Raw genomic sequence first — 17,738 nt, 5'->3', positions numbered from 1 at the left:
CGACACGCCGCGAACGGGCGAAGCCATATGCTGCCTTGCATGACGAGTGAGCCGGAGCAGCAGATCGGAGTGGGGACGCAGGACGCGTTCCAGCGCCTGTGGACGCCCCACCGGATGGCCTACATCCAGGGTGAGAACAAGCCGACCGGTCCGGGGGCCGACGACGGCTGTCCGTTCTGCTCGATCCCGGCGAAGTCCGACGAGGACGGGCTCGTGGTCCGGCGCGGTGAGCACGTGTACGCGGTGCTGAACCTGTACCCGTACAACGGCGGCCACCTGATGACCGTCCCGTACCGGCATGTGGCCGACTACACCGACCTGACGTTGGCCGAGACCGCCGAGCTGGGCGAGCTGACGAAGCAGGCGATGACGGCGCTGCGCACCGCGTCCGGCGCGCACGGCTTCAACATCGGCATGAACCAGGGGACGGTCGCCGGCGCCGGTATCGCCGCCCACCTCCACCAGCACATCGTGCCCCGCTGGGGCGGCGACACGAACTTCATGCCGGTGGTGGGCCACACGCGCGTGCTGCCACAACTCCTCGCGGACACGAGAAAAATGCTGGCAGAGGCCTGGCCGACGGGCCTCTAGTCAGCCGGTCCGGCACACTCAGCCCGTCCGGCGTTTGAGGACGAGGCCCCTTAAGGGCCGAAGCGGGGGTCTGGGGGCGCAGCCCCCAGTGGACAGCCACCCAGACCCACCCGCACGAATACCCGCCCCACCGCCGGAGGCCTACGCGTCGTAGGTGTCCGCCTTCTTCGGCGAGACCTCCTGGACCGCTCCGCTGAGGGCCGACGAGCGTGAGCTGAACTTCTCGGTGTCCACGTCGTGCTCCTTGAGCACCTTGAGCGCGGCCGTGTGCACCGCTCGCAGCACCGGTGTGGCCGCGCGCAGCGCGTCGTCGGCCATGAAACGGTGCCGCCAGGGCTGGTCGGCCCAGGCGTGCCGCAGGCCGAACGGCTCGGGCAGGCCCAGGGAGCCGCCGAGCCACTTCAGGACCGGCGGGTACCAGCTGATCGTGGCCCGCGCGGCGAGCCGGACCACCTCGTCGGTGGTGATCAGCGGCAGCTTGATGGTCCGGGTCTCCCAGAAGCGGACGGTCTTGGCGACCTCCTTGGTGGGGGCCTCCGGCTTGCCGCTGAACAGGCCGTTGACCGGGCCCAGGGCGTGTCCGGTGACCTCGATGCGGAGGGTCTCCTTCAGCACGGTGACGGTGATCAGCATGGTGAGGATCAGATCGCCGCCCCACAGGTGCGCCCACTGCACGCCCAGATAGTGCCGGTCGCCGCTGTCGAACTGCTGGTTGTTGCAGATGTCCTCGACGGCCCTCGGCTTGACCTGGTACGCCTCGACGTCGGTGCCCTCGGGCCGGGCCACCGCCGTGGCCTTCTCGCCCACGTGCGTGACGATCCAGTGCCGTACCGAAGGGGCGGGGAAACCGCCGGTCTTCAGGCGTTGCCGGTGCAGCACGGACAGCTCGTCGTGGATCGCCCGTACGACCGTCCAACTGCGGAACTCGTGGACGCCCTTGACGGGGTCCAGCGGTTTGAGCTCCTCCGCGAGATGCCACGCGCCCCAGCGGGTGCCCATGCCGAGGATGCCCTTGGGGCCGGCGTAGAAGACGGAGTTGGACTGCTGCTCGGCGCTGAGCCGGGCCAGGGACTGGCGCAGTTGCTCGGCGGCGGCCTGGTCGGGGCTGGTCGGCACCGCCTCGGGGACCTTCGCGCCGACGCTGCCGCCGGACAGCAGGCCGTCCCAGCGCTCGCGCAGGTCCTTCGCGGTGCTCTCGCAGATCCGCTTGGCCAGGAACCAGCCGACCACGGGGGCGACGATGCACCCGCGCGCGTACCACCCGGCCAGGCCGGTGAACGGCATCTTGACCAGGAAGAGCACGGCGAGGGCGCCGACGGCGACCAGCAGGCCGGTGCCGAGCCCGGATATCCGCTTGTTGTCCGTCCTGCCCACGGTGGCGCGGAGCTGGAACACGAGCAGCCAGACCACCAGGCCCGGCAGGAAGAGCACGCCGCACAGCAGCATGAGGCCGGTGAGCTTCTTGTCGCGCTCCCGGCGGATGCGGTTGGCCGCGAGGCAGTGCTCGACGACGACCTGCGGCTCGCTGCCGAACGACTGGATGAGCGGCTTGCGGCCGACGCCCAGCATGCGGTCGATGACCGCCTGGGAGTACGCCTCACCGAAGTTGGGGCGGAAGATCTTCGCCCACTTGCGGCCGTCGTTGACCGTCGACTGGTGCCATTCGTTGTCGGCCTTCTTGATCTCCTCCATCGGGGTGTCCCGATAGGCCGCCGAGGCCAGGGCGTTCGTCGGGGCCTGCCCCTCGCCGCCCGTGCGCGGCACCTGTGGTCCGAAGATGTCCGCGTAACCGCTGTCAACGGTCATTCCCGCCCCCGATCGCCGCCACTCTCGCTTCTGCGGCCTTCCCGACTTCCGTACTCCGCACACCTGTTGATCAGGTCATCAGCGTATCTCCAGCCACCGACATCCGTCGGCGGACGGCCGAAGCCGCCCGCCGAACCGGAGGATCACCTTCCGCACCGGTCACTTGAGTGTGCCCGGGCAACAACCCCTAACCGGCTTGCGCCTGTTGGCGGAGCTTCTCGGCGACCTGCGGCGGCATCGGCTCGTGCCGGGCGTACGCGCGCTCGAAGCGGGCCGTGCCGTGCGAGACGGAGCGCAGGTCGACCGCGTACCGGCCGATCTCGATCTCGGGCACCTCGGCCCGTACGAGCGTGCGCCCGCCGTCGGTCTGCTCGGTGCCCAGCACCCGGCCGCGCCGCCCCGACAGGTCGCTCATCACAGCGCCCACGTAGTCGTCGCCGACCAGCACGGTCACCTCGGCCACCGGCTCCAGGAGATGGATGCGGGCGTCGGCGCCGGCCTCCCGCAGCGCGAGTGCGCCGGCCGTCTGGAACGCGGCGTCGGAGGAGTCCACCGAGTGCGCCTTGCCGTCGAGCAGCGTGATCCGGACGTCGACCAGCGGATGCCCGGCCGCCAGGCCCTTGGCCGCCTGGGCCCGGACGCCCTTCTCGACGGACGGGATGAACTGGCGCGGCACCGAGCCGCCGACGACCTTGTCGACGAACTCGATGCCCGAGCCGCCCGGCAGCGGTTCCACCTCGATCTCGCAGATCGCGTACTGGCCGTGCCCGCCGGACTGCTTCACATGCCGGCCGCGCCCGGCGGACGGCGCCGCGAACGTCTCCCGTAGGGAGACCTTGTGCGGGACGACGTCGACCTGGACGCCGTAGCGGGAGCGCAGCCGTTCCAGGGCGACGTCCGAGTGGGCCTCGCCCAGGCACCACAGGACGACCTGGTGGGTGTGCTGGTTCTGCTCCAGGCGCATCGTCGGGTCCTCGGCGACCAGCCGGCCGAGGCCCTGCGAGAGCTTGTCCTCGTCGGCCTTGCTGTGCGCCTCGATGGCGAGCGGCAGCAGCGGGTCGGGCATCTGCCAGGGCTCCATGAGGAGCGGGTCGTCCTTGGCGGAGAGCGTGTCGCCGGTCTCCGCGCGGCCGAGTTTCGCCACGCACGCGAGGTCGCCCGCGATGCAGTGCGTCAGGACCCGCTGCTGTTTCCCGAACGGCGCGGACAGGGCGCCGATGCGCTCGTCGACGTCATGGTCCTCGTGGCCGCGGTCGGCCAGGCCGTGGCCCGAGACGTGGACGGTCTCGTCGGGGTGGAGGGTGCCGGAGAAGACGCGGACCAGCGAGACGCGGCCGACGTAGGGGTCGGAGGAGGTCTTCACGACCTCCGCGACCAGTGGGCCGTCCGGATCGCACGCCTTCAGCTCGCGCGGGATGCCGTCGACGGTCGTCACGTGGGGTGCCGTGCGCTCCAGGGGCGTCGGGAAGCCCCTGGTGACCAGTTCCAGCAGCTCGACCGTGCCGAGGCCCTGCCGGGCTCCCTCGGCGGCGGGGGCGGCCGCCAGGACGGGGAAGAACGTGCCGCGCACGACGGCCCGCTCCAGGTCGTCGATCAGTGTCGTGACGTCGATCTGCTCGCCGCCGAGATAGCGGTCCATGAGGGTCTCGTCCTCGCTCTCGGCGATGATCCCCTCGATCAGCCGGTTGCGGGCCTCCTCGATGTCCGCCAGCCGGTCCGCGTCCGGCTCGGCCTCCTTGCGCTCGCCGGAGGAGTAGTCGAACAGCTTGCGGGAGAGCAGCCCGGTCAGTCCGGTCACGGGCGCGTGCCCGTCCGGCCCCTCGGGCCCGTGCAGCGGCAGATACAGCGGGAGGACCGCGTCCGGGTCGTCGCCGCCGAAGGCCTCCGCGCAGATCCGGGTCATCTCCTCGAAGTCCGCACGGGCGGCCTCCAGGTGCGTGACCACGATCGCGCGGGGCATGCCGACGGCCGCGCACTCCTCCCACACCATGCGGGTCGAGCCGTCCACGCCGTCCGACGCCGAGACGACGAAGAGGGCCGCGTCCGCCGCGCGCAGACCGGCCCTGAGTTCCCCGACGAAGTCGGCGTAGCCGGGGGTGTCGAGGAGGTTGATCTTGATGCCGTCCCAGGTGAAGGGCACCAGGGAGAGCTGTACCGAGCGCTGTTGCCGGTGCTCGATCTCGTCGTAGTCGGAGACGGCGGTGCCGTCCTCCACGCGGCCCGCGCGGTTCACGGCTCCCGCCGTGAGCGCGAGAGCCTCCACCAAGGTCGTCTTGCCCGATCCGCAGTGGCCGACCAGCACCACATTTCGTACGGCTGCGGGGTGGTCGGCCGCTGTAGCCCTGCCGGCGGCTCCGGGGTGTGTGTTCGCCTTGTCGCCCATTTTCCTTGCCTCCCGTGCACGGTGAGGTCACTGGGGGCGCGGGCACGGCGGCCCCGCGTGCGATGGCGGCTCCGGCGACGCCCGCGGTCCTTCGAGCTTTCCACTCCCGTCACCGCGCGTCCATACGGCGGACGACGGCGGTCGACAGCGGACGGCGACGTACGCGACCCGGCCGTGACCCGGATGCCGTCAGGCCGTGACACGGGGGTCCGGGTGCCCGACCGTCGCACACACACGCGCGTGGCTACGATGGGCCAGCCGGTGGCCACCAGGGCCGCGCGGCGACACCGACCCTCGGGAAGGCCATGCTGAACAAGTACGCGCGTGCATTCTTCACGCGTGTCCTCACACCGTTCGCCGCGTTTCTCATCCGCCGGGGGGTGAGCCCCGACACGGTCACGCTCCTCGGGACCGCCGGAGTGATCGCGGGCGCGCTGGTCTTCTACCCCCGGGGGGAGTTCTTCTGGGGCACGATCGTCATCACGCTGTTCGTGTTCTCCGACCTCGTCGACGGCAACATGGCACGCCAGTTGGGCCGCACCAGCCGCTGGGGCGCCTTCCTCGACTCCACGCTCGACCGGGTCGCCGACGGGGCGATCTTCGGCGGTTTCGCACTCTGGTACGCGGGCAACGGCGACGACAACGCCCTGTGCGCCGTGTCGATCTTCTGCCTCGCCAGCGGCCAGGTGGTGTCGTACACCAAGGCGCGCGGTGAGTCGATCGGCCTGCCGGTCGCCGTCAACGGGCTCGTCGAGCGGGCCGAGCGGCTGGTGATCTCCCTGGTCGCGGCCGGTCTGGCGGGCCTGCACACGTTCGGCGTGCCCGGCGTCCAGGTCCTGCTGCCGATCGCGCTGTGGATCGTCGCCGTCGGCAGCCTGGTCACGCTGATCCAGCGCGTCGTCACGGTCCGGCGGGAGTCCGCGGAGGCCGAGGCGGAAGCGGAAGCGGAGGCGGAGGGCACCGCGGAGCAGCAGGAGGCCCAGGGGAGCGAGGCCGCGAAGTGAGCGCCCAGGAGCGCCTGACCGACGCGTTGTACGGCCTCGGCTGGAGCACCGTCAAGAAGCTCCCCGAGCCCGTCGCCGTACGTCTCGGACGCGCCGTCGCCGACCTCGCGTGGAAGCGGCGCGGCAAGGGTGTTCAGCGGCTGGAGAGCAACTACGCGCGCGTGGTGCCGGACGCGGGCCCCGAAAGGCTGGCGGAGCTCTCGCGCGCGGGGATGCGTTCCTACCTGCGCTACTGGATGGAGTCCTTCCGGCTGCCGGCCTGGAGCGCCGAGCGGATCCGGGACGGCTTCGACCTCCATGACGGGCATCACCTGATCGACGGCATCGCCTCCGACCGGGGCGTCGTCCTCGCCCTCCCGCACATGGGCAACTGGGACCTGGCCGGCGCCTGGGTCACCACCAGGCTGAAGACACCGTTCACCACGGTCGCCGAACGCCTCAGGCCGGAGACGCTGTACGACCGCTTCGTCGCCTACCGCGAGGGCCTCGGCATGGAGGTGCTGCCGCACAACGGCGGCACCGCCTTCGCCACGCTGGCCCGGCGGCTGCGCGACGGCGGCCTGGTCTGCCTGGTCGCCGAGCGCGACCTGTCCGCCTCCGGCGTCGAGGTGGACTTCTTCGGCGACCGGACCCGGATGCCCGCCGGCCCGGCCCTGCTCGCCCAGCAGACCGGCGCGCTCCTGCTGCCCGTCACACTCTGGTACGACGACTCGCCCGTCATGCGGGGGCGCGTGCATCCCCCGATCGAGGTACCCGAGACAGGCACGCGCGCGGAGAAGACGTCCGTCATGACACAGGCGCTGGCAGACGCCTTCGCCACCGGCATCGCCGACCACCCGGAGGACTGGCACATGCTCCAGCGTTTGTGGCTCGCGGACCTGGAACCCCGCCCGTCGGACGGGGACCTCGCGTGAGAATCGGCATCGTCTGCCCGTACTCGTGGGACGTTCCGGGCGGCGTCCAGTTCCACATCCGCGACCTCGCCGAGTACTTCATCCGGCTCGGCCACGAGGTCTCCGTCCTGGCCCCGGCCGACGACGACACCCCGCTGCCGCCGTACGTCGTCTCGGCCGGCCGCGCGGTCCCGGTGCCCTACAACGGCTCGGTGGCCCGCCTCAACTTCGGCTTCCTGTCCGCCGCGCGGGTGCGCCGCTGGCTGCACGACGGCGCGTTCGACGTCGTCCACATCCATGAGCCGACCTCGCCGTCGCTGGGCCTGCTGACCTGCTGGGCGGCCTCCGGGCCGATCGTGGCCACCTTCCACACGTCCAACCCGCGCTCGCGCGCGATGATCGCCGCGTACTCGATCCTCCAGGCCGCCCTGGAGAAGATCAGCGCGCGGATCGCGGTCAGCGAGTACGCCCGGCGCACGCTGGTGGAGCACCTCGGCGGGGACGCGGTCGTCATCCCCAACGGCGTCGACGTCGACTTCTTCGCCAGGGCCGAGCCCAACCCCGCCTGGCAGGGCGGCACCATCGGCTTCGTCGGTCGCATCGACGAGCCCCGCAAGGGCCTGCCGGTGCTGATGAAGGCGCTGCCGAGGATCTTCGCCGAGCGGCCGGACGCCCGTCTGCTGGTCGCGGGCCGCGGCGACGAGGAGGAGGCGGTGGCGAACCTGCCGAAGGAGCTGCACGCGCGCGTGGAGTTCCTCGGCATGATCAGCGACGAGGACAAGGCGCGCTTCCTGCGCAGCGTCGACCTGTACGTGGCGCCCAACACCGGCGGCGAGAGCTTCGGCATCATCCTCGTCGAGGCCATGTCGGCCGGGGCCCCCGTGCTCGCAGCCGACCTCGACGCCTTCGCCCAGGTCCTCGACCAGGGAGCGGCGGGCGAACTGTTCGCCAACGAGGACGCGGACGCGCTGGCCGACGCCGCCGTACGGCTCCTGGGCGACCCGGAGCGGCGGGCCGAACTGCGGGAGCGGGGCAGCGCCCACGTACGGCGCTTCGACTGGTCGACCGTCGGCGCGGACATCCTGTCCGTGTACGAGACGGTGACGGACGGCGCGGCGGCGGTGGCGGCCGACGACGACCGGGGATCGGCGGGCGGGGCGGGCCTGCGGGCCCGGCTCGGACTGGCGCGCGACTGACCGCAGCCCCGTGGCCGTAGGGCGCCCCGGTAGCCTTGCCGCCCGTGACCGCAACCCTGATCTGGACCCTCGTCGTCCTCGTCGCCATCGCCCTCTACCTGAGCTGGACGGCGGGACGGCTGGACCGGCTGCACACCCGCATCGACGCCGCCCGCGCCGCGCTCGACGCACAACTGCTGCGCCGGGCGTCCGTCGCCCAGGAACTGGCCACCTCCAAGGTCCTGGACCCGGCCGCGTCGATCGTCCTGTACGAGGCCGCGCACGCCGCCCGGCAGGCCGAGGAGGAGCAGCGGGAGGTCGCCGAGAGCGATCTCAGCCAGGCCCTGCGCGCGGTCTTCGCGGACGCGCGGCAACTGGACGTCGTACGCGAGGCGCCCGGCGGAGTCGCGGCGGCCCGCGAGCTCACGGAGGCCGTCCGCCGCGTCCCCATGGCCCGCCGCTTCCACAACGACGCGGTGGGCGCGGCCCGCCGCCTCCGCGAACACCGCAAGGTCCGCTGGTTCCGCCTGGCCGGCCACGCCCCGTTCCCGATGGCCTTCGAAATGGACGACGAACCCCCGGCCACCCTGGCGGATCGCTCGGCCTGACCCGCTGCCCGATGACGCCTCCGCCCGCCGCTGTCGGCCGAAAAGGATCCACCGGCTGTTCATTGGCCCTTGCTGTGGACTGGTCCCCTCGCGTTTCCTCGGTGGGGTAAAGATCCTCTTTTCGACGAGTGAGGTCACCCCGTGCCCAGCACGATCTCCGAAAACCAGACCCCCGAGACCGGCACCGCGCGCGTGAAGCGCGGTATGGCCGAGCAGCTCAAGGGCGGCGTGATCATGGACGTGGTCAACGCCGAGCAGGCGAAGATCGCCGAGGACGCCGGCGCCGTGGCCGTCATGGCGCTGGAGCGGGTCCCGGCCGACATCCGCAAGGACGGCGGCGTGGCCCGGATGTCCGACCCGGACATGATCGAGGGCATCATCGAGGCCGTGTCCATCCCGGTGATGGCCAAGTCCCGGATCGGGCACTTCGTCGAGGCGCAGGTGCTGCAGTCCCTCGGCGTCGACTACATCGACGAGTCCGAGGTCCTCACCCCGGCCGACGAGGTCAACCACTCCGACAAGTGGGCCTTCACCACCCCCTTCGTCTGCGGCGCCACCAACCTGGGCGAGGCCCTGCGCCGCATCGCCGAGGGCGCCGCGATGATCCGCTCCAAGGGCGAGGCCGGCACCGGCAACGTCGTCGAGGCCGTCCGCCACCTGCGCCAGATCAAGAACGAGATCGCCCGCCTGCGCGGCTACGACAACAACGAGCTGTACGCCGCCGCCAAGGAGCTGCGCGCCCCGTACGAGATCGTCAAGGAGGTCGCCGAACTCGGCAAGCTCCCGGTCGTGCTGTTCTCCGCCGGCGGCGTCGCCACCCCTGCCGACGCCGCGCTGATGCGCCAGCTCGGCGCCGAGGGCGTCTTCGTCGGCTCCGGCATCTTCAAGTCCGGCGACCCGGCCAAGCGCGCCGCCGCCATCGTGAAGGCCACCACCTTCTACGACGACCCGAAGATCATCGCGGACGCCTCCCGCAACCTGGGCGAGGCCATGGTCGGCATCAACTGCGACACCCTCCCCGAGTCCGAGCGCTACGCCAACCGCGGCTGGTAGTCACCTGTGAACACCCCTGTCATAGGCGTCCTGGCCCTCCAGGGCGACGTCCGGGAACATCTCATCGCCCTGGCCGCGGCCGACGCCGTGGCCAGGCCGGTCAGGCGCCCCGAGGAACTCGCCGAGGTCGACGGCCTCGTCATCCCCGGCGGCGAGTCCACGACCATCTCCAAGCTGGCCGTCCTCTTCGGCGTGATGGAGTCCCTCCGCGCGCGCGTGCGCGGCGGAATGCCCGTCTACGGCACCTGCGCGGGCATGATCATGCTCGCCGACAAGATCCTCGACCCGCGCTCGGGCCAGGAGACCATCGGCGGCATCGACATGATCGTCCGCCGCAACGCCTTCGGCCGCCAGAACGAGTCCTTCGAAGCGGCGCTCGACGTGCGGGGCATCGCGGGCGATCCTGTGGAGGGCGTCTTCATCCGCGCCCCCTGGGTCGAGTCCGTCGGCGCCGCGACCGAGGTGCTCGCCGAGCACGACGGCCACATCGTCGCGGTCCGCCAGGGCAACGCGCTCGCCACGTCGTTCCACCCCGAGCTGACCGGCGACCACCGCGTGCACGCCCTGTTCGTCGACATGGTGCGCGCGAGCCGCGCGACGGAGTCCTTGTAGGATCTCTGCCGTTGGTTCATAGACGGGTTACGCGAAGGAGACAGGCAGATGTCCGGCCACTCTAAATGGGCTACGACGAAGCACAAGAAGGCCGTGATCGACGCCAAACGCGGCAAGCTCTTCGCGAAGATGATCAAGAACATCGAGGTCGCGGCCCGCACCGGCGGCGCTGACGTGTCCGGCAACCCGACGCTGTTCGACGCCATCCAGAAGGCCAAGAAGAGCTCGGTCCCGAACAAGAACATCGACTCCGCGGTCAAGCGCGGCGCCGGTCTCGAAGCCGGTGGCGCCGACTACGAGACGATCATGTACGAGGGCTACGGCCCGAACGGCGTCGCGGTGCTCATCGAGTGCCTCACCGACAACCGCAACCGCGCCGCCTCCGACGTCCGCGTCGCCATGACCCGCAACGGCGGCTCGATGGCCGACCCGGGCTCGGTGTCGTACCTCTTCAACCGCAAGGGCGTCGTGCTCGTCCCCAAGGGTGAGCTGACCGAGGACGACGTGCTCGGCGCGGTCCTCGACGCGGGCGCCGAGGAGGTCAACGACCTCGGTGAGTCCTTCGAGGTCATCTCCGAGGCCACCGACCTGGTCGCGGTCCGCACCGCCCTTCAGGAAGCCGGCGTGGACTACGACTCCGCCGACGCCAACTTCGTCCCGACCATGCAGGTCGAGCTGGACGAGGACGGCGCGAGGAAGATCTTCAAGCTGATCGACGCGCTCGAGGACAGCGACGACGTGCAGAACGTCTTCGCCAACTTCGACGTCAGCGACGAGGTCATGGAGAAGGTCGACGCGTAACGCTGCCGCGAGCGACGCGGTTTCGGCGGGCCGGGTGGGACACACGTCCCCCGGCCCGCCGCTGTTGTCGGTGGCAGCGGATAGCCTGCACAAACAGGTGGCCGAAGGGAGGGGTTGGGCGTGCGCGTACTCGGGGTGGACCCCGGACTGACGCGGTGTGGCGTCGGTGTCGTCGAGGGCGTCGCGGGCCGACCGCTCACGATGGTCGGCGTCGGTGTCGTACGGACGCCCGCGGACGCCGAGTTGGGGCCGCGCCTCGTCGCCGTCGAGCAGGGCATCGAAGCGTGGCTGGACGAGTACCGGCCCGAATGCGTCGCCGTGGAGCGGGTGTTCAGCCAGCACAACGTGCGCACGGTCATGGGCACCGCCCAGGCCAGTGCCGTCGCCATGCTGTGCGCCGCCCGCCGCGGCATCCCCGTCGCCCTGCACACGCCCAGCGAGGTCAAGGCCGCCGTCACCGGCAGCGGTCGCGCGGACAAGGCGCAGGTCGGCGCGATGGTCACCCGCCTGCTGCGGCTCGACGCACCCCCGAAACCGGCTGACGCCGCCGACGCCCTGGCCCTCGCCATCTGCCACATCTGGCGCGCCCCCGCGCAGAACCGGCTCCAGCAGGCCGTCGCCCTGCACGCGGCCAAGGCCCCCAAAGCCCCCCAAGCACCGATGACTTCGAAAGGCCGTACGGCATGATCGCCTTCGTCAGCGGCACGGTCGCCGCACTCGCCCCCGACACCGCGGTGGTCGAGGTGGGTGGCGTCGGCATGGCCGTCCAGTGCACGCCGAACACCCTGTCCACGCTCCGGCTCGGCCGCCCCGCCAAGCTCGCCACCTCCCTCGTCGTACGGGAGGACTCCCTGACCCTGTACGGCTTCGTGGACGACGACGAACGCCAGGTCTTCGAGCTGCTGCAGACCGCGAGCGGGGTCGGCCCCCGGCTGGCCCAGGCCATGCTGGCGGTCCACGCGCCGGACGCCCTGCGCCGAGCGGTGGCCACGGCGGACGAGAAGGCGCTCATCGCGGTTCCCGGCATCGGCAAGAAGGGCGCGCAGAAGCTGCTGCTGGAGCTCAAGGACCGGCTGGGCGCGCCGGTCGGCGCACCCGCGGTCGGCGCCCCGGTCACCAGCGGCTGGCGCGACCAGCTGCACGCCGCCCTGATCGGCCTCGGCTACGCCACCCGCGAGGCCGACGAGGCGGTCGCCGCCGTGACCCCGCAGGCCGAGGCCGCCGGCGGCACACCCCAGGTGGGCCACCTGCTGAGGGCCGCCCTGCAGACCCTGAACCGCGCCCGCTAGGAGAACGTCAGTGAACTGGGACGACACGACCGAGGAGAGCGCCCCCGAGCGGCTCGTCGGCCCCGCCGAGGACCGGCTGGTGGGCTCTGTCGCCGACGGTGAGGACCAGGCCGTCGAGGCCGCCCTGCGCCCCAAGGACCTGGGCGAGTTCATCGGCCAGGAGAAGGTCCGCGAACAGCTCGACCTCGTCCTTCGCGCCGCACGCGCGCGTGGCGCGACCGCCGACCATGTGCTGCTCTCCGGCGCCCCAGGCCTCGGCAAGACCACCCTCTCGATGATCATCGCCGCCGAGATGGGCGCCCCGATCCGCATCACCAGCGGCCCCGCCATCCAGCACGCCGGCGACCTCGCGGCGATCCTCTCCTCCCTCCAGGAGGGCGAGGTCCTCTTCCTCGACGAGATCCACCGCATGTCGCGGCCCGCCGAGGAGATGCTCTACATGGCGATGGAGGACTTCCGCGTCGACGTCATCGTCGGCAAGGGCCCCGGCGCCACCGCGATCCCCCTCGAACTGCCCCCCTTCACCCTGGTCGGCGCCACCACGCGCGCGGGCCTGCTGCCGCCCCCGCTGCGCGACCGCTTCGGCTTCACCGGACACATGGAGTTCTACGAGCCCGCCGAGCTGGAGCGCGTCATCCACCGCTCGGCGAACCTCCTCGACGTCGAGATCGACACCGACGGCGCCGCCGAGATCGCCGGCCGCTCCCGCGGCACGCCCCGCATCGCCAACCGCCTGCTGCGCCGCGTACGCGACTACGCGCAGGTCAAGGCCGACGGGATCATCGACCGCGAGATCGCGCAGGCGGCCCTGAAGGTCTACGAGGTGGACGGCCGGGGACTGGACCGTCTCGACCGCGCGGTACTGCAGGCCCTGCTGAAGCTGTTCGGCGGCGGCCCGGTCGGCCTGTCCACGCTCGCCGTCGCCGTGGGCGAGGAGCGCGAGACCGTGGAGGAGGTCGCCGAACCCTTCCTCGTACGGGAGGGGCTACTGGCCCGTACACCGCGCGGGCGGGTGGCCACCCCGGCCGCCTGGACGCACCTCGGCCTCACCCCGGCCCGCGCCCCCGGCCAGGGAAGCGGACAACAGGACCTGTTCGGTACATAACCCGGTATGTGACCGAGGACATGACCCGATATGTGACCCGGCACGTGGACACAGAGGGCCGCAGCGGAGACATTGGCCGGGTCAGGAACCCAGGTGCCATGCTGAGCGTTGTTCCCTGCACGCGGACTCGCTTAGACTCCGCCGATGCCGCCGTTGTCGGCAGCACACACCCCCATCCATCAGGCCGCTCAACCATCGCGGTCGTCTGAAGGAAGTTCCGTCCCGTGAGTCCTTTGACCCTCCTCCCGTTCATCGTGCTCATCGGGGCCATGTTCCTGATGACCCGATCGGCCAAGAAGAAGCAGCAGCAAGCGGCCGACATGCGTAACCAACTGCAGCCCGGCAGCGGTGTCCGCACCATCGGGGGCATGTACGCGACGGTCAAGGAGGTCAGCGACGACACGCTTCTCCTCGACGCGGGACCGGGCGTGGAACTGCTCTTCGCGAAGAACGCGATCGGCGCCGTCCTGACCGACGACGAGTACAACCGCATCGTCCACGGCATCGAGCACGACCTGAAGTCCGACTCCGACGTCGTCCCCGACGACGCCTCCTCCCTCACCGAGACCGACGAGTCCGCCGACGAAGCTGCCGCCGCCCCCGGCGACAAGGCCGTCGACCTCGGTAAGAAGGACGGGCCTGACGAGGTCCAGGAGAAGGCCGACGAGGCCGAGCAGGCCGACCAGGCCGAGGCCGACGAAGAGCCGAAGAAGACCGACGGCGACTCCGACGCGAAGAAGTAGTCACGTCCCCGGCGAACACGGGTCACACCCGTGCATGCCGGGGCGCGCGCATCTCGCCAGGGGATCCCGACACCATGTCATGGCCGCTGCCGCGCTGACCCGGCGCAAGGCGGCCCGAGAGGGAGTACGAGAAGGTGGCAGCACCTAAGAAGGGCCGGAGCGCGAGCGCCCAGAGCAAGCCAGGGCGCTCGTTGGCCCTGATCCTGATCGCCATCGTGGCGCTCACCGGAGGCATGTTCGTCTCCGGTCACACCACTCCGCGTCTCGGCATCGACCTTGCCGGCGGTACCAGCATCACGCTGAAGGCGAAGTCGGACCAGGGATCCGCGATCAACAAGGCCAACATGGACACAGCGGTCGAGATCATGAACCGCCGTGTCAACGGGCTGGGCGTCTCCGAGGCGGAGGTGCAGACCCAGGGCAGCGACAACATCATCGTGAACATCCCCAAGGGCACCAACTCCGAGAAGGCCCGGGAGCAGGTCGGCACCACCGCCAAGCTGTACTTCCGTCCGGTCCTGGCCCAGGAGGCCACCGGCTCCGCCGCCGTCCCCTCGCCGAGCGCGTCCACGAGCGGCGCGTCCACCGCCTCGCCGAGCGCGTCGACGAGTGCTTCGCCGAGCGCGTCCGGGTCCACCGGTGAGAAGGCGACCTCGTCGTCCCCGTCGGCCAGCGCCACCTCGCAGGGCCGCGCCGTCACCGACGCGCTGAAGGCCGACTCCACCCCGTCGGCCTCGGCGAGCACGAAGGCGAGCGCCAAGGCGGGCACCTCCGCCAGCCCGTCGGCCGCCGCGAGCGGCGGCGCCGTCACGCCGGAGGACGCCGCGCTCCAGGCCAAGTACGCGGCTCTGGACTGCTCCAAGGAGTCGGTGCGCACCACGGCGGGCGAGGGCGTCCAGCCCGGGAACGCGACCGTGGCCTGCGGTGAGATCGACAAGGTCTGGTACAAGTACCTGCTCGGCCCGGCCGCCGTCGACGGCACCGAGGTCGACAAGGCCTCGGCGGTCTTCGACACACAGGGTGCCTCCGGCTGGCAGGTCACCATGGAGTTCACCAAGAAGGGCGCCGCGAAGTTCGCCGCCATCACGGCCCAGCTCGCGCAGAACCAGCAGCCGCAGAACGAGTTCGGCATCGTCCTCGACGGCAACGTGGTCTCCAGCCCGTTCGTGCAGAACTCCATCACCGGCGGCCAGGCCCAGATCTCCGGCAGCTTCACGCAGGAGGAGGCCCAGAGCCTCGCCAACATGCTGTCCTACGGTGCGCTCCCGCTCTCCTTCAAGGAGCAGAGCGTGACCACGGTGACCGCGGCGCTCGGCGGTGACCAGCTGCACGCCGGTCTGCTCGCCGGCGCCATCGGCCTCGTCCTGGTCGTCATCTACCTGGTGGCCTACTACCGGGGTCTCGCGCTCATCGCGCTCGCCTCGCTGCTGGTCTCCGCGGCCCTCACGTACGTACTCATGGCGCTGCTCGGCCCGGCCATCGGCTTCGCGCTGAACCTGCCCGCCGTCTGTGGCGCCATCGTCGCCATCGGCATCACGGCGGACTCGTTCATCGTGTACTTCGAACGGGTCCGGGACGAGATCCGCGAGGGCCGCACCCTGCGCCCCGCCGTGGAGCGGGCCTGGCCGCGCGCCCGGCGCACCATCCTGGTCTCCGACTTCGTGTCGTTCCTCGCCGCCGCCGTGCTGTTCATCGTCACGGTCGGCAAGGTCCAGGGCTTCGCGTTCACGCTGGGCCTGACCACCGTCCTCGACGTGGTCGTGGTCTTCTTCTTCACCAAGCCGCTGATGACGCTCATCGCCCGGCGCAAGTTCTTCGCGGACGGCCACAAGTGGTCCGGGCTCGACCCGAAGAGCCTGGGCGCGCAGCCGCCGATCCGCCGCACCCGCCGTCCCGCCGGTCCCGCCGCCGGCCCTGTCGAGACGAAGGAGGCGTGAGCGATGTCGAAACTCGGTAACCTCGGCGCCCGACTGCACCGTGGCGAGATCAGCTACGACTTCATCGGCCACCGCAAGCTCTGGTACAGCATCTCGATCCTGATCACCATCACGGCGATCGTCGGCCTGGCGGTGCGCGGCCTGAACATGGGCATCGACTTCCAGGGCGGCGCCGTCTTCACCACGGAGAAGACGAGCGTCTCCGTCTCCCAGGCCGAGGAGTACGCCAAGGACGCGTCAGGCCATGACGCGGTCGTGCAGAAGCTCGGCAACGGCTCGCTGCGCATCCAGATCGCCGGTATGGACATCAAGCAGTCCAACCAGATCAAGGACGACCTCGCCAAGGACCTCAAGGCCGACCCGGAGTCGATCACCGCCGAGCTGGTGGGTCCCAGCTGGGGCGACCAGGTCGCCAACAAGGCCTGGCAGGGCCTGGCGATCTTCATGGTCCTGGTCGTGATCTATCTGGCGATCGCCTTCGAGCTGCGCATGGCCGTCGCCGCGCTCATCGCCCTGATCCACGACATCACCATCACGGTCGGCATCTACGCCCTGGTGGGCTTCGAGGTCACGCCGGGCACGGTGATCGGTCTGCTGACGATCCTCGGTTACTCGCTGTACGACACGGTCGTCGTCTTCGACTCCCTCAAGGAGCAGACGAAGGACCTCACGAAGCAGACCCGCTTCACCTACAGCGAGGTCGCCAACCGCTCGATCAACGGCACCCTGGTCCGCTCCATCAACACCACGGTGGTCGCCCTGCTGCCGGTGGCCGGCCTGCTGTTCATCGGCGGCGGCTTCCTCGGCGCGGGCACGCTCAACGACATCTCGCTGTCGCTGTTCGTCGGCCTCGCGGCCGGCGCCTACTCGTCGATCTTCATCGCCACGCCGCTCGTCGCCGACCTCAAGGAGCGCGAGCCGCAGATGAAGGCGCTGAAGAAGCGCGTCCTCGCCAAGCGCGCCGCCCAGGCGAGCGCCGAGGAGGAGGGCACCGAGACCCGCGGCGACGACGGCTACGACGACGAGCCGGAGGACGCCGCACACGCGGTCGTCGGCCCGCGCACCCAGCCCGCGGCCCGGGGCCGGGGCCGCGGCCGGCCGTCGGGGAAGCGCCGATGACGGAACTCACCGACGTCACGACGCTGCTCCTCGGCCGCATCCGTGACGTGGCGGACCACCCGGAGCCGGGGGTGATGTTCAAGGACATCACCCCGCTCCTGGCGGACCCGGTGGCGTTCTCCGCGCTCACCGACGCGTTCGCGGAGATCGCCGAGCGCACCGGTGCCACCAAGATCGTCGGCCTGGAGGCCCGGGGCTTCATCCTCGGCGCCCCGGTCGCCGTCCGCGCCGGCCTCGGCTTCATCCCCGTACGCAAGGCGGGCAAGCTCCCCGGAGCCACCCTCGCCCAGGCCTACGACCTGGAGTACGGCTCGGCCGAGATCGAGGTGCACGCCGAGGACCTGACCGCCGACGACCGGATCCTCATCGTCGACGACGTGCTCGCCACCGGCGGCACCGCCGAGGCGTCGATCCAGCTCATCCACCGCGCGGGCGCCGAGGTCGCGGGCGTCGCCGTCCTGATGGAGCTGGGCTTCCTCGACGGCAGGCCACGACTGGAGGCGGCCCTCGGCGGGGCGCCCCTGGAGGCCCTCCTCACCATCTGAGGCGGTCTGAACACGATCTCTCGAACGCCGTACGCCAAGCGGGCGGGCCCGGAGGAATCCGGCGCCCGCCCCTT

The 17,738-nt window shown here is 70.9% G+C and carries 17 protein-coding genes; 15 read left to right on the top strand and 2 right to left on the bottom strand.

Annotated elements, in window-relative coordinates:
* The first annotated feature begins 27 nt into the window (after nucleotides 1–27).
* Nucleotides 28–591, top strand: coding sequence for an HIT family protein (locus OG352_RS07480; RefSeq protein ID WP_329215598.1), 564 nt, complete (start codon nucleotides 28–30; stop codon nucleotides 589–591).
* A gap of 141 nt (nucleotides 592–732) precedes the next feature.
* On the opposite strand, the gene OG352_RS07475 is transcribed toward OG352_RS07480, so the two are convergent.
* Both OG352_RS07475 and OG352_RS07470 read right to left on the bottom strand, forming a co-directional pair.
* Nucleotides 733–2,397 (bottom strand): hypothetical protein, encoded by a 1,665-nt coding sequence (locus OG352_RS07475; protein ID WP_329215597.1) that lies wholly within the window; start codon nucleotides 2,395–2,397, stop codon nucleotides 733–735.
* A 187-nt stretch (nucleotides 2,398–2,584) separates the two neighbouring features.
* A complete protein-coding gene (locus OG352_RS07470; protein WP_329215596.1) occupies nucleotides 2,585–4,780 on the bottom strand; it encodes an elongation factor G-like protein EF-G2 in 2,196 nt (731 codons plus the stop codon).
* Between the two features lie 305 nt (nucleotides 4,781–5,085).
* Here OG352_RS07470 and pgsA point away from each other — a divergent pair, with 305 nt between their 5' ends.
* From pgsA to OG352_RS07400, 14 genes are all read left to right on the top strand, one after another.
* Nucleotides 5,086–5,784, top strand: coding sequence for a phosphatidylinositol phosphate synthase (gene pgsA / locus OG352_RS07465; protein ID WP_329215595.1), 699 nt, complete (start codon nucleotides 5,086–5,088; stop codon nucleotides 5,782–5,784).
* Nucleotides 5,781–6,698 carry a phosphatidylinositol mannoside acyltransferase gene (locus tag OG352_RS07460; RefSeq protein WP_329215594.1) on the top strand — a complete coding sequence of 306 codons (918 nt, stop codon included), beginning with the start codon at nucleotides 5,781–5,783 and terminating at the stop codon, nucleotides 6,696–6,698. Before pgsA ends, OG352_RS07460 begins: the two co-directional genes overlap by 4 nt.
* Nucleotides 6,695–7,873, top strand: coding sequence for a glycosyltransferase family 4 protein (locus tag OG352_RS07455; protein ID WP_329215593.1), 1,179 nt, complete (start codon nucleotides 6,695–6,697; stop codon nucleotides 7,871–7,873). Before OG352_RS07460 ends, OG352_RS07455 begins: the two co-directional genes overlap by 4 nt.
* Before the next feature lie 44 nt (nucleotides 7,874–7,917).
* On the top strand, nucleotides 7,918–8,460 hold the full coding sequence (locus OG352_RS07450; RefSeq protein WP_329215592.1) for a hypothetical protein: 543 nt from the start codon (nucleotides 7,918–7,920) through the stop codon (nucleotides 8,458–8,460).
* A 141-nt stretch (nucleotides 8,461–8,601) separates the two neighbouring features.
* Nucleotides 8,602–9,513: a pyridoxal 5'-phosphate synthase lyase subunit PdxS gene (pdxS, locus tag OG352_RS07445; RefSeq protein WP_329215591.1), complete on the top strand. Its 912-nt coding sequence runs from the start codon at nucleotides 8,602–8,604 to the stop codon at nucleotides 9,511–9,513.
* 6 nt (nucleotides 9,514–9,519) lie between these two features.
* A complete protein-coding gene (pdxT, locus tag OG352_RS07440) occupies nucleotides 9,520–10,125 on the top strand; it encodes a pyridoxal 5'-phosphate synthase glutaminase subunit PdxT (RefSeq protein ID WP_329215590.1) in 606 nt (201 codons plus the stop codon).
* Nucleotides 10,126–10,173: 48 nt separating this feature from the next.
* Complete coding sequence (locus OG352_RS07435) at nucleotides 10,174–10,926, top strand: YebC/PmpR family DNA-binding transcriptional regulator (protein ID WP_329215589.1); 753 nt, start codon at nucleotides 10,174–10,176, stop codon at nucleotides 10,924–10,926.
* A 120-nt stretch (nucleotides 10,927–11,046) separates the two neighbouring features.
* A complete protein-coding gene (ruvC, locus tag OG352_RS07430; protein WP_329215588.1) occupies nucleotides 11,047–11,613 on the top strand; it encodes a crossover junction endodeoxyribonuclease RuvC in 567 nt (188 codons plus the stop codon).
* A complete protein-coding gene (gene ruvA, locus OG352_RS07425; RefSeq protein WP_329215587.1) occupies nucleotides 11,610–12,215 on the top strand; it encodes a Holliday junction branch migration protein RuvA in 606 nt (201 codons plus the stop codon). The genes ruvC and ruvA overlap by 4 nt, the downstream gene beginning before the upstream one ends.
* A gap of 10 nt (nucleotides 12,216–12,225) precedes the next feature.
* Nucleotides 12,226–13,320: a Holliday junction branch migration DNA helicase RuvB gene (gene ruvB / locus OG352_RS07420; RefSeq protein WP_329215586.1), complete on the top strand. Its 1,095-nt coding sequence runs from the start codon at nucleotides 12,226–12,228 to the stop codon at nucleotides 13,318–13,320.
* A gap of 224 nt (nucleotides 13,321–13,544) precedes the next feature.
* Nucleotides 13,545–14,063: a preprotein translocase subunit YajC gene (yajC, locus tag OG352_RS07415; RefSeq protein ID WP_329215585.1), complete on the top strand. Its 519-nt coding sequence runs from the start codon at nucleotides 13,545–13,547 to the stop codon at nucleotides 14,061–14,063.
* Between the two features lie 134 nt (nucleotides 14,064–14,197).
* Nucleotides 14,198–16,000, top strand: coding sequence for a protein translocase subunit SecD (gene secD, locus OG352_RS07410; protein ID WP_329215584.1), 1,803 nt, complete (start codon nucleotides 14,198–14,200; stop codon nucleotides 15,998–16,000).
* Between the two features lie 3 nt (nucleotides 16,001–16,003).
* Nucleotides 16,004–17,119 (top strand): protein translocase subunit SecF, encoded by a 1,116-nt coding sequence (gene secF, locus OG352_RS07405; protein ID WP_329215583.1) that lies wholly within the window; start codon nucleotides 16,004–16,006, stop codon nucleotides 17,117–17,119.
* Nucleotides 17,116–17,664 carry an adenine phosphoribosyltransferase gene (locus OG352_RS07400; protein ID WP_329215582.1) on the top strand — a complete coding sequence of 183 codons (549 nt, stop codon included), beginning with the start codon at nucleotides 17,116–17,118 and terminating at the stop codon, nucleotides 17,662–17,664. The genes secF and OG352_RS07400 overlap by 4 nt, the downstream gene beginning before the upstream one ends.
* Nucleotides 17,665–17,738 lie beyond the last annotated feature (74 nt).

Origin of the sequence: Streptomyces sp. NBC_01485 (assembly GCF_036227125.1) — a bacterium.
Classification (GTDB): Bacteria; Actinomycetota; Actinomycetes; order Streptomycetales; family Streptomycetaceae; genus Streptomyces.
Note: the sequence above shows the minus strand (reverse complement) of the source record. Positions and strands in the feature narration are given on the sequence as shown.

Excerpts from the sequence above, each read along its gene's own strand:
- OG352_RS07480 (WP_329215598.1), top strand. The coding sequence starts at position 28 with ATGCTGCCTTGCATGACGAGTGAGCCGGAGCAGCAGATCGGAGTGGGG.
- OG352_RS07475 (WP_329215597.1), bottom strand. The coding sequence starts at position 2,397 with ATGACCGTTGACAGCGGTTACGCGGACATCTTCGGACCACAGGTGCCG.
- OG352_RS07470 (WP_329215596.1), bottom strand. The coding sequence starts at position 4,780 with ATGGGCGACAAGGCGAACACACACCCCGGAGCCGCCGGCAGGGCTACA.
- pgsA (WP_329215595.1), top strand. The coding sequence starts at position 5,086 with ATGCTGAACAAGTACGCGCGTGCATTCTTCACGCGTGTCCTCACACCG.
- OG352_RS07435 (WP_329215589.1), top strand. The coding sequence starts at position 10,174 with ATGTCCGGCCACTCTAAATGGGCTACGACGAAGCACAAGAAGGCCGTG.
- ruvA (WP_329215587.1), top strand. The coding sequence starts at position 11,610 with ATGATCGCCTTCGTCAGCGGCACGGTCGCCGCACTCGCCCCCGACACC.
- secF (WP_329215583.1), top strand. The coding sequence starts at position 16,004 with ATGTCGAAACTCGGTAACCTCGGCGCCCGACTGCACCGTGGCGAGATC.
- OG352_RS07400 (WP_329215582.1), top strand. The coding sequence starts at position 17,116 with ATGACGGAACTCACCGACGTCACGACGCTGCTCCTCGGCCGCATCCGT.